The 11934-nt window shown below is 37.8% G+C and carries 9 protein-coding genes and 1 tRNA gene; 2 read left to right on the plus strand and 8 right to left on the minus strand.

All coding sequences use genetic code 11. From position 1 onward, the window contains the following. Nucleotides 1-95: 95 nt before the first annotated feature. From ES765_RS09510 to ES765_RS09530, 5 genes are all read right to left on the minus strand, one after another. The gene (locus ES765_RS09510; protein ID WP_138113584.1) at nucleotides 96-986 is read right to left on the minus strand and encodes a flavin reductase family protein; all 891 of its coding nucleotides are present in this window, start codon (nucleotides 984-986) and stop codon (nucleotides 96-98) included. 32 nt (nucleotides 987-1018) lie between these two features. Beyond that, nucleotides 1019-2254: a fumarylacetoacetase gene (fahA, locus tag ES765_RS09515; protein ID WP_138113586.1), complete on the minus strand. Its 1236-nt coding sequence runs from the start codon at nucleotides 2252-2254 to the stop codon at nucleotides 1019-1021. A 15-nt stretch (nucleotides 2255-2269) separates the two neighbouring features. Continuing rightward, nucleotides 2270-3433: a homogentisate 1,2-dioxygenase gene (locus ES765_RS09520; RefSeq protein ID WP_138113588.1), complete on the minus strand. Its 1164-nt coding sequence runs from the start codon at nucleotides 3431-3433 to the stop codon at nucleotides 2270-2272. Between the two features lie 77 nt (nucleotides 3434-3510). Then, complete coding sequence (gene hppD, locus ES765_RS09525; RefSeq protein WP_138113590.1) at nucleotides 3511-4641, minus strand: 4-hydroxyphenylpyruvate dioxygenase; 1131 nt, start codon at nucleotides 4639-4641, stop codon at nucleotides 3511-3513. A gap of 57 nt (nucleotides 4642-4698) precedes the next feature. Next, entirely contained in the window at nucleotides 4699-5805 is a 1107-nt protein-coding gene (locus tag ES765_RS09530; protein ID WP_138113592.1) for a pyridoxal phosphate-dependent aminotransferase, read from the minus strand. 120 nt (nucleotides 5806-5925) lie between these two features. Between ES765_RS09530 and ES765_RS09535 the strand changes: the two genes are divergently transcribed. Both ES765_RS09535 and ES765_RS09540 read left to right on the plus strand, forming a co-directional pair. Then, nucleotides 5926-6372, plus strand: a complete 447-nt coding sequence (locus ES765_RS09535; protein ID WP_138113594.1) for a MarR family winged helix-turn-helix transcriptional regulator — start codon at nucleotides 5926-5928, stop codon at nucleotides 6370-6372. A 105-nt stretch (nucleotides 6373-6477) separates the two neighbouring features. After that, nucleotides 6478-6551 (plus strand) — tRNA-Arg (locus tag ES765_RS09540). Between the two features lie 252 nt (nucleotides 6552-6803). Here the strand turns inward: ES765_RS09540 and ES765_RS09545 are convergent. The 3 genes from ES765_RS09545 to ES765_RS09555 are packed head-to-tail and all read right to left on the minus strand — an operon-like array spanning nucleotide 6804 to nucleotide 11677. Then, nucleotides 6804-9905, minus strand: a complete 3102-nt coding sequence (locus ES765_RS09545) for an efflux RND transporter permease subunit (RefSeq protein WP_138113596.1) — start codon at nucleotides 9903-9905, stop codon at nucleotides 6804-6806. 11 nt (nucleotides 9906-9916) lie between these two features. Next, nucleotides 9917-11401, minus strand: coding sequence for an efflux RND transporter periplasmic adaptor subunit (locus ES765_RS09550; RefSeq protein ID WP_138113598.1), 1485 nt, complete (start codon nucleotides 11399-11401; stop codon nucleotides 9917-9919). Nucleotides 11402-11410: 9 nt separating this feature from the next. Further along, complete coding sequence (locus ES765_RS09555; RefSeq protein ID WP_138113600.1) at nucleotides 11411-11677, minus strand: hypothetical protein; 267 nt, start codon at nucleotides 11675-11677, stop codon at nucleotides 11411-11413. Nucleotides 11678-11934 lie beyond the last annotated feature (257 nt).

Genomic DNA, 11934 nt, shown 5'->3' on the forward strand with positions numbered 1-11934 from the left:
TAAAGCTATTCTCGATACGTTTTTTCTACATTATATTTAGAAAAAACACTCGAATTGATACACGTTTTTGAAATCTATTTAAAATTCACACCGAGTTATAAATGCAACAACGCTAATGCATCTTCCGTTTTTCCTTCTTCCAACCATTTTTGTGCAAGCTTATGAATTACCAATGAATTCATAGTACCTTCTAAAATGGTTTTTACTTCGTGATGTTCTGCGATTCGGCTTATAGATTCCTTCGTTGGTAATTGCTCTAAATTTCCTAATCGACCTAAATTATTACCCGTTAATACCGAACTATTACGAACGGACTCAGAAAGCATATCAACTCCGATTCCCTTAGTACGGATTGGTTTAGGAATTTCAAAAAGGGCATCACCATTTGCCCTGCAATACCAATTACCTCCCATTCGTGCCACTAAATCTAGTTTTGGGGTGTCGAGATTGCCGTCAGCATCTAAATATGATTTTTTTACATGAATCTGTACCACCTTAGCCAAAACTAAATTTCCTGCACCTGGTCCGTCTCCCAAAGCAATCACCCGATCTACTACACATTCAAATGCCACAGGAGCCTCTCCTACTCTTGGCGGCTTCACTTTATCGCTGGGCACTTGGGTAAAACCAGCTTTTACAAATTCATTTACACCCTCCTCATATTCGGTACTAGATAGAGACATTTGCTCTACCATATCATAATTAACGATATTGATGACAGTCTCCTTTACTTCTAGCACATTTTCTAAGGTATGCTTCGTAGTATTATCACGACCTCTTCTCGAAGGAGAGAAAATCATGATGGGCGGATTCACACTAAACAGGTTAAAATAACTAAATGGACTCAAATTCACGTTTCCATCCTTATCCACCGTACTAGCAAAACATATGGGTCTTGGCGCAACGGCAGACAACAAATAGCCGTGTAGCTCTTGCTGTGAAATATTGTTTGGGTCTATAGAATTAATATCGTTATTCTCTGACATACTACTGTTTTCGTTTTGTGCTATTTAGCAAATTACACACTCGGTAGAATAGTTCCAGATACTTCTCCAAAACCTACTCTAACTCCTTTTTTTTCTGCGAAACCGCGCATGGTAATAGTATCGTAATCCTCAATAAAGGTGCGGGTACTTCCATCTTTCATTTCAAATGGTTTTTTACCGCCCCAAGATATTTCGAGTAATGACCCATAAGATTTTTCATCCTTACCAGAAATGGTGCCTGACGCCATTACATCACCTACATTTACGTTACACCCATTTACAGTATGGTGCGCCAACTGTTGTATCATATTCCAATACATATACTTGAAATTAGACGTGCTAATTACCGTTTCATTTGAATCTTTTGGAGCCATTCCAACTTCTAATTGAATATCATAATTTTGATTTCCATCGCATTTCAAATACGACAGCACTTCTGGTTGCTGCGAAGGACCAGAAACTTTAAAAGGCTCCAAGGCCTCGATTGTAACAATCCAAGGTGACATTGACGATCCAAAACTTTTTCCTAAAAACGGACCTAAAGGCACATACTCCCATTTTTGGATATCACGGGCAGACCAATCATTGAACAAGACCAATCCGAAAATATGTTCACCTGCATTTTTGGTTGAAATACGCTCGCCCAGCTTCGTGTTTTTTCCGATTACAAAACCCATTTCCAATTCAAAATCTAAGCTTTCCGAAGCTTTAAAAGTTGGTTCAGAGGCATCCTTTTGCTTCACTTGACCCATAGGCCTATGAATTGATGTTCCACTTACTACGACGGAGGAAGCCCTGCCATGATACCCTACCGGAATATGTCTCCAATTTGACAAAAGAGCATTTTCTGGATCACGATACATTTTACCGACATTGGTAGCATGTTCGATACTCGAATAGAAATCAGTATAATCACCAATGCGCACAGGAAGATGCATTCTTACTTCTCGTTGCGCAATAAAAACTTCTGGATGATTTTTTAGTGGTGAATTCTCCAATACCAATAATCGTTGTACGTCTAAACGTACCTTATTCGTAAGCTCCTTCCCTAAACCAATAAATTCGTTGAGGGTTGATTGTCTGAAATAAAATGAATTTACTTCCAACAGTCCTAAATCTGCCACAGCTGATAAATCCACAATCTGTTTACCAATGGCCATCCCTACTTTTAAGGTATTCTCATCTAAAGAAAAGATGCCGTACGGAAGGTTGTAAATTGAAAAATCGGAGTCTTTGGGAACTGAAACCCATGTTTTTAGTGTAGTCACGTTTGTGATTATTTCTTATTCTTTTTCTAACCAAGATTTATAATAATCTCTATCATCTAATTTCATCGCATTCTCAGTTACCATTAAAGGTTTAAAGGTATCAATCATGACTGCCAATTCATCAGAACCTTTTTTTCCGATACTACGTTCTGCAGTACCTGGGTGCGGACCATGTGGTATACCTGCCGGATGCAAAGAAATATTACCTGGCTGCACTCCGTTTCTACTCATAAAATCACCATCGACATAGTACAACATCTCGTCAGAATCTATATTTGAATGGTTATAAGGTGCCGGTATGGACAGCGGATGGTAATCATACAATCTAGGCACGAAAGAACAGATTACAAATGCATTTGTTTCAAATGTCTGATGCACTGGTGGCGGTTGGTGAATACGACCGGTAATTGGTTCAAAATTGTGAATAGAAAATCCGTATGGGAAATTATACCCGTCCCAACCTACTACATCGAACGGATGCCCTATGTACACCATTTCATGCATAACCCCTTGTTTCTTCACCTTGATCAAATGCTCATTGGTATCGGTAAAGGTTTCTAAGTTTTGCGGTAAATTATAATCACGTTCACAAAATGGCGAATGCTCTAATAATTGTCCAAACCAGTTACGATAACGCTTAGGCGTATAAATCGGCGAAAATGATTCCGCATATAATATCCGGTTATCCTCCCCATCAAAATCAATTTGGTAAATAGTCCCTCTAGGTATAATCAAATAGTCTCCATATTCAAACGGAATCTTACCAAAAATGGTTCGCAACGTACCTGTACCCTTATGAATGAACAACATTTCATCGGCATCGGTATTCTTATAGAAATAATCAGTTAGCGATTTTCTTGGAGCCGCAACACCAATATGCACATCACTGTTTACCAATAACGGTTCACGTGCTTCTAGAAAATCATCTTTTGGTGGCGCATTAAAACTCACCAATTTTAACGAACGTATATTTTTATCCAAGGCAATTTTGGGCGAAACATCGGTACTCTTTAAAATCTCCTTGACCATGGTTGGCCTATTATGGTGATATAATAAAGAGGACATACCGTCAAAACCAATTGTACCGAATAACTGTTCTGAATACAATTCACCATCCAGCTTCCTAAACTGCGTGTGCCTTTTAGGGGGTAGTTTTCCTTGTCTGTGATATATAGGCATATACGTTCGTTTTGCAATTAAAAAAATGCTTCCTTTAAAATTAAGCTATTCTAAGTGTATCAAAAAACTTGTTGAACCTATAAAGTTCCTCTCAATTCTTGCTCACGTTCGATAGCTTCAAATAAAGCCTTGAAATTTCCTTTCCCAAAAGAAGTAGCTCCTTTTCTCTGTATAATCTCAAAAAACATTGTTGGTCTTGCCTGAACGGTTTTGGTGAAAATCTGCAACAAGTAGCCTTCATCATCTCGATCCACCAAAATACCCAATTTTCTTAGCGACTCAATATCTTCATCAATCTCACCAACTCTATCGGTCAACACATCATAATATGTGGTTGGTATTGTAAGAAATTCTACTCCCCTATTTTTTAAGTCTGCAACTGTCTTGACGATATCATCTGTAGCTACGGCAATATGCTGCACACCTTCGCCTTCATAGAATTCTAAATACTCATCTACTTGAGATTTTTTCTTACCTGGAGCAGGCTCGTTAATAGGAAACTTGATACGGCCATTACCGTTACTCATTACCTTACTCATCAAAGCAGTGAAATCAGTTGAAATATCTTTATCATCAAAAGACATAATCTGTTTAAAGCCCATTACATTGGCATAGAAATCTACCCAATAATTCATTTTACCTTCATTCACATTCCCTACCATGTGATCTACAAATTTTAAGCCTGTAGAAGTAGGTTGGTAATCACACTTCCATTTCTCGTAACCTGGGAGGAACGTTCCTTTATAATCCTTACGCTCTACAAAAACATGTACAACCTCACCATATGAATAGATTCCTGAGCGTACTACCTTACCATGATCATCCTTTTCTGTTACGGGTACCATGTAACTTTTGGCACCTCTTTTCATAGCCTCTTCATAAGCATATGTGGCATCGTCTACCCAAAGAGCGGTCACCTTAACTCCATCACCATGCTTATCAACATGTCGTCCTACATCTGTACCACTTTTCAAAGGAGATGTTAATACTAATCTTATTTTGTCTTGCTCTATCACATAAGACTCAAATTCTCTACTACCCGTCTCTAAACCTTTATAAGCTAAAGATTTAAAACCAAAAGCAGTCTTGTAATAATATGCTGCTTGTTTAGAGTTACTTACATACAGTTCTAAATAATCTGTACCATTAATCGGCATAAAATCCTGTGCCTCTTTGTGTTTGTTTTCTACTGCGGTTGACGTTGACATTGTATCTAATTTTTATCTTGTTTATTGTTGCTTACGCAACGTATGTACTAAAAAAAGTTATACTGTTGTAGTTTGGGATTTCATTAAAACACCTAATGAGACTAATAAAGCCTTATTCGCTTCTCTTGTACCAAATGAGATACGGACTTTACCAGGAGCACCAAAATTCCCCACTGGTCGCACCATGATACCACGCTGCTCTAAAAAGACTGTGAATTCCGTATCGGGTACAGGTGGGTCAATTAGAACAAAATTACCTTGTGTTGGCCAGAATTTAATATGTAAAGCATCAAGGCCGTTCAAAACGAATTTTCGTTCTTTCTGAACCAATGCGACCGTTTGGTTGACAAAATCTACATCTTTAAGAGCGGCAATCGCACCTTCTAATGCCAAGGAAGAGAGCAAAAAAGGCTTACAAATCTTTCGCATATAATTACTAATTTCAATTGGAGCATAGCAATACCCTACGCGCAGACCGGCCAAACCATAGGTTTTTGAAAAACTGTTTATACCGATTACGTTTTTACCTTCAAGTACAAATGGTACAGCAGAAGTATAATCCTCCGCTTCCGAAAAATGACGGTACACCTCATCCAAAACCAAAATGACATGTTCTGGCAACCGCGCAATAAATTCGCGTAACTCCTTTAATGGAATATAATTTCCTGACGGATTATTGGGCGAAGCAAGAAAAATCAATTTTGTCTTATCAATAATAGCCTCAAGAATGCCTTCTAGGTTATAGTTATAATCGGCAGTCATTGGCACATTAATAGCATTTGCTCCCATCCACCGTGTAAAAGCAGTATAGGGCAAAAAGCAAGGCTGAGAAACTATAATCTCGTCATCTTCTCGTAAGAATGCTTTAGAAATCATATCGATAATTTCAGACCCACTATTGGCCGTAATGAAATTATCTACACGCAACACTTCATCAAAATCTTTTACCAAAGCCTCTCGTAATCGAATATCGGTATTGTCTGGATAAAAGCTTAAATCATCTAACGTATTCTCTAAGGCTTGTTTTACTTTGGGTGAATATCCTAACGGATTTTCGTTAGAAGAAAGTTTATGTACCGTAACACCTTCTGGCACTACAATTTTCTTACCACCACCTTTATAGGTGCTGTCTTCCAAAATATATTTTTTAAACCCTAATTGCATATACCTCTTGTTTTAAACCTTATCTGACGATGCAAAAGTACACTTTATTTTTTATATTGTTGCATCAACAACAATGTTCACAATAAACTGCGTTACTTTTGAAGGATAACCAAATGATTTATGGACAGGACAGAGGGATTTGGCGTTTATATAGACCGTACCCTTAAAAAAGTACAAAGCACTTTTTTACAGGTATTTGCAGAAAACAATATTGACCTTACCATTGAGCAATGGGTCATTCTACAACGTGTACATTTAGAAGGTAAAGATGCCTCACAGGCAGACATTGCCAAATCTAACTTTAGAAATCGTGCTACTACCTCTAGGGTCATCAGCGGATTATGCAAAAAAGGACTTTTGAGAAAATCTAGATTTAGGGACGACCAAAAGCGTTATAAATTGGTCGTGACCGATGAGGGCACCGCTCTAATGAAACAGGTTATGCCCTATATAAAGGATTTAAGAAAAGCAAGCACCAACGGTATTTCTGAAGCAGAATTTGAAATTTTCTATAAGGTATTGGACCAATTATGGGAGAATTTTGACCAATATGAGGGTCGCTCATAGGCGTAATTCGAACTATAAACAAAATAATAAAATTTTTAATTGGTTTTGGCTTTACCAATCTATAAAATTCACTAAATTTGCACCCACATTTGAAAAAATAGTGACGGTGGCATAGCTCAGCTGGATAGAGCACCTGCCTTCTAAGCAGGCGGTCCTAGGTTCGAATCCTAGTGCCATCACCGACGAAACCCCTAGTATATACTAGGGGTTTTCTTTTTTCCGATATAAATTGAAAAAATAAACCACTCTAATGTGCATAGTTTGTGCTTAGTTTTGATTTTAACAAAATATTAATATATTTTGATGTCAATCGTGCTGTTTTGAATGATTTGATGTACATAGGTTTGAACTTGTTTTATAAAACGGCCGATTTACGGCACATCCTATATTGATTTTATTAACTATTCTCGTATTACATTGTGAAGATGAATTTATTTAGTTCTTATAGGTATTGTCTTTTTTGTCAATACTAATTGATATACACAAGGAATCACGACCAGATTCAGAATGGTCGCAGAAAGCAAACCACCCAAAATAACCACAGCCATTGGACTTTGTATTTCACTGCCAGGTTCGCCTCCCTTCAAAGCCAAAGGAATAAGGGCCAAGCCAGTCGTAAATGCGGTCATCAAAATAGGGTTCAACCTATCTAATGCCCCCGACTTAATTAGCTCAAAACCTTGTATTCCTTCCTTTCTCAAATCCTCATAACGGGAAACCAATAAGATTCCGTTACGAGTTGCTATACCAAACAAACTAATGAAACCGATTGTCGCTGCGATGCTGATGATACCTGATGTAAAATACACTATCAAAATCCCACCAATTAAGGCTAATGGGAGATTGATTAACACCACAAAAGCCAATTTCACATCTTTAAATTCATAATAAAGCAATAGAAATATAATAACTATTGCAATAATTGCGGTTATCATAAGTAACTGAGATGCTTTAGATTCGCTTTCAAATTGTCCTCCATATTGCACACGGTAACCTTCGGGCATATTCACATTGTTCGCAACGACTTCCTTAATTTCGTTAACAGCTCCTCGTAAATCCCGCCCTTGAACATTGGCAGCCACCACAATTTTACGTTGCACATCTTCTCGATTTATCGTGTTTGGACTGCTTACCGAAGCAACCGTTGCCAATTCGCCCAAAGTAGTTTGACCTCCATTTGGTAAACTGATTAATGTATTTCCGATGTTTTCTATATTATCCCGAAAAGGTTTTTCATACCGAACCACCAAATCAAAATACTTCTGACCTTCATAAATCTCTCCTGCTTCTTCGCCTGCAAAGGCTATATCCACTTGTTCCATTAGATTCCCTACTGTCATTCCATAAGCTGAAAGAATTTGTCGTTTGGGTTGGATGCGTATTTGTGGTACTTCAATCTGTTGGTCAACCGCAACATCCGCCAATCCATCAATGTCTTTGATGTTTTGCTCCACGCTTTTCCCAACTTCAAAAAGCTGCTGCAAATCTGAACCAAATATCTTAATGGCAATATTAGCCCGCGTACCAGATAGCATATGGTCAATACGGTGGGCAATGGGCTGTCCCAAAGTAATATTAACACCTGGTGCAATACTCAATTTGTTTCGGACTTCCTCAAAAAACTCTTCTTTGGTTTTGTTATTTAAAACAAAAGGCACATCTATTTCAGAAGCATTTACACCTTGTGCATGTTCGTCCAATTCGGCACGCCCTTGTCTTCGGGTAACGACTTCCACTTCGGGTAGATCCAATAAAATTGTTTCGATTAAATACCCTGTTTTATTGCTTTCTTCCAATGACATTCCTGGTGGGCCAACCACACTTATAACCAATGAGCCTTCATTAAATTCGGGTAAAAAACTTCGTCCCAATTGGGTTAAAACCAACATACTAACAATAAAAGCAATAACTGTTACACCAATAATGGTTTTAGGTATTTTGGTAGCACGTTCCAAGAGATTGCCATAATGTTTCTGTAACCAACGCTCCACTTTTGTACCTTCGGATTGTTTCTTTAAAAGCTTTTCATTATCCAATAAATAGGAACATAAAATTGGTGTTACGGTAACCGCAACAATCAAAGATGTTAAAACTGAAGTCACGAATGCAATTCCAAGAGGTTGCAACAAACGTCCTTCCATTCCGCTTAAAAAGAACAATGGAATAAAGGATACAATTATAATCAAGGTTGCAATGATGATTGAGCTTCGTATTTCTACCGAAGCATCACGTACAACTGTAATAGTTGATTCACGTTCTGATTTTGGCTTCCTGATATTTTCTCGCAAGCGTTTATAAACGTTTTCCACATCTATAATGGCATCATCAACCAAGGCACCAATGGCAATTGCCATACCTCCTAAACTCATTGTATTTATGGTATAACCTAACCATTTTAATATGATTATGGATACCAATAATGAAATAGGAATTGCTAATAAAGAGATTAAGGTTGTTCTCCAATTCATCAAAAAGATGAAAAGGATAATCATTACAAAAAATGCACCTTCCAATAGGGTCTGATTCAAATTGCTGATGGAAGCATCAATAAAGTCCGACTGTCTAAATATTTGACTTTTGATGTTGACACCTTTGGGCAAGGTTTTTTGTAAATCGGCAATAGCTTCATCCAATCGGTCTGTCAATTCCAATGTATTGACATCAGGTTGTTTTGAAATGGTTAAAATCACTGCTGGCTTTGCATTTAATGAGCCATCGCCAATTTTATCGGCAGCTCCAATTTGAACTGTTGCTACGTCCTTAATTTTTATGGTCTGTCCATTGACTTGTTTTAAAACTGCTTCCTGCAAATCTTCTAAAGCATAAGCTCTACCGCTACCTTTAATGATGTATTGATTACCATATTGATTGATTACTCCGCCTGGTGCATTCGCGTTTGCTTCCTTAACGTGTTCGACCAATTCAGAAAGACTTACATCGTAATGCTTCATTTTTTCTGGGTTGGCAAATACTTGGTATTGTTTGTAATCGCCTCCAATGACCACCACATTTGCAATACCTCCAATCGCTTTTATACGTGGTCTGATTGTCCAATCAGATAAAGTTCTTAATTCCATTGCTGACAAACTATCAGACGTGACACCCAAGAGCATTATTTCGCCCATAATGGATGAAATTGGTGCCATGGTGGGTGCGCCAATACCTTCAGGCAAGTTTTCACGAACCATCGGGATGCGTTCACTTACAATTTGTCGCGCCCGATAAATATCGGTTCCCCATTCAAATTCTACCCAAACAATGGAAATTCCAGCTGCCGATGAAGAACGAATCCTTCTCACATTTGGCGAACCATTTAAGGCTGTTTCTAGTTGATAGGTTACTAATTTTTCTACTTCTTCAGATTCCATTCCGTGGGCTTCGGTAAGAATAGTTACCGTTGGTGCTGTAAGATCAGGGAACACATCAACATTCATTGTGCGAGCATAGTATATACCTAACACACTCAATGCAACCGCTCCCAAAAGAATGAGCAATCTATTTTGAAGTGATATTGATAATATTTTGTTTAACATTTCTCTTTGTTTTAATGTTCGTGACCGTGAGCAGGTGTTGAGCCTGACATTGAAGCCATTTTAACTTGGTAAGCTCCTTTTGTGACTACCACTTCGCCAACTTCCAAACCTTGTAGTATTTCTACATTTTCTCCATTCCGCTTTCCTATTTTCACAGGTCGTCTTTCAAAACTTTCACCTGAAAGTTGAACAATAACAGAATAACTTCCATAGTCCTCCAACAATGCACTTACAGGAATTATTGTGTTTTGGGTTGCATTGCCCATTGCAATTTGAACCTGTGTTAAACTGCCTTCTGGCATATCAACATCGTCATTTACCTTTGCAAATACTGAAATAAGTGGTCGAGTATTATCTACATCTTTAGCAATAGAAAGGATGGAGCCTCCAGAAGTTGCTATGTTACGCCATTGTGCATCGTTAGTTTGATACCATACACCCTGTGCGTTTTCCATTGTAAGGCCATACGAAGGTGCTATTTGTGTTTTTAATACTCTAGATTGATGGGTGCCTACAGTTACCATTCCTACGCCTTGCTCTACATAATCGCCATTGGCAACATTAATAGCTGTGATGTACCCATTAAAAGGTGCACGAATTTGTTTTCCACCACCAGAAACTCCTGACGAAAGACTTTCGTAATTTGATTTAGTAATGCTGTAATTGCTTTCTACTTTTTCAAATTCTGCCTTAGGTACTATTTTCGATTCGTATAACACCTTCTTTCTGTCATATTCAGATTTCGCTTGTTGGTATTTTGCTTTCGCAGAAGCGATATCGGTACTCAAATTATTAGATGCTAAACCTTGACTGTTTACATTGATTAATAACTGTCCGCGTTTTACCAAAGTACCTTCAGTAAGATTGTTTACAGCTAAATCTACTACACCATTAGATTTAGCCACCATTGTTTTTACTGAGCCCGGTGAAGGTGTCCAAACACCAGATGTATTGATAACATCATAGATTTTTCCATTAATCACAGGTGCTGTTTGAAAATCGATTTTCCAAGCCTGTTCTTTTAAAAACGAAATTCCCGCAGCTTCACTTGCAACACCTAAAGCATTAATAGCATCTTCTTTAGAAGCATAAACAATAATGTCGTGAATGATTAACCTATCACTAAATGTGGACGTTTTAATATCAAATAGTAACTTGAAATTACCCGCTTCTTTAGGTTGTAGCGATGGTGAGAAAATACCAGGTGATGATGGTGATTTCGCCGTATTACGAATACCGTTATCACCCTTAATTAAACTTACGGTAACCTCGCCTTCACGAACAGGTTTATGTTTATCTAACACGGTAAAATGTGCAGCAAAACGACTATTTTCACCAACGACTAAAGCCGGAAATTCAACAAATAATTCTGTTTTATTTGTCCACAGTGTCATACTTTTTACAGGAATCGTTTCCACTTCTGAAGCAGTACCATCCTCTTTTTGATTTCCGCAGGACATTATAAGCAGTGCGGATAGTAAAGTAATATATTTCATAATATGATATTATTGAATTACACCTATGATGTTGTAATTTCCTTTAGTAGTTAAGGTGATAGTGATGTCTTTTGAGCTTGTGTTTTTCCAATACCAACCGTGAGAACCTTTGTAAGGAATAGTAACCTTCCCTTTTGCAGCATCTGCAGTACCATTAGCATAGCTTTCAAAATAGCCCTTTGGATAACTGCTTGTATCTTCTGGGTCTCCGTGAAAGTCATAGTGTAGAGGCGCATTTGATTTCCACTCATAAACTAACTTTTCATATTGGCCCACTTTAAATTTATATTCTAAAGCAATCCTGTCCTAAACGTTTTCAAGAATGAATAACTTTACTGTTTTCATTGACCTAAAGCTACCGTTTTGGTTTTTTTCAGAATAGAACCCCCTGTACGATATTTTGTTTAGGCGGCGGATGGTCTTGAAAAGGGTGGTCGAGCCATTTTTGGAGGTCTACCTTAACAAAAAGGTTGAGTCTTATAAAAGCGACCAGATTTGATAAGTACCATTTGTATTTTGCCATAGCTTTCAGT

The sequence above is a fragment of the Maribacter sp. ACAM166 genome (genome assembly GCF_005771495.1).
Lineage (GTDB): Bacteria > Bacteroidota > Bacteroidia > Flavobacteriales > Flavobacteriaceae > Maribacter.

Coding starts and splice junctions, on each gene's coding strand:
- ES765_RS09510 (WP_138113584.1), bottom strand. CDS start 986: ATGTCAGAGAATAACGATATTAATTCTATAGACCCAAACAATATTTCA.
- ES765_RS09520 (WP_138113588.1), bottom strand. CDS start 3,433: ATGCCTATATATCACAGACAAGGAAAACTACCCCCTAAAAGGCACACG.
- hppD (WP_138113590.1), bottom strand. CDS start 4,641: ATGTCAACGTCAACCGCAGTAGAAAACAAACACAAAGAGGCACAGGAT.
- ES765_RS09530 (WP_138113592.1), bottom strand. CDS start 5,805: ATGCAATTAGGGTTTAAAAAATATATTTTGGAAGACAGCACCTATAAA.
- ES765_RS09535 (WP_138113594.1), top strand. CDS start 5,926: ATGGACAGGACAGAGGGATTTGGCGTTTATATAGACCGTACCCTTAAA.
- ES765_RS09545 (WP_138113596.1), bottom strand. CDS start 9,905: ATGTTAAACAAAATATTATCAATATCACTTCAAAATAGATTGCTCATT.
- ES765_RS09550 (WP_138113598.1), bottom strand. CDS start 11,401: ATGAAATATATTACTTTACTATCCGCACTGCTTATAATGTCCTGCGGA.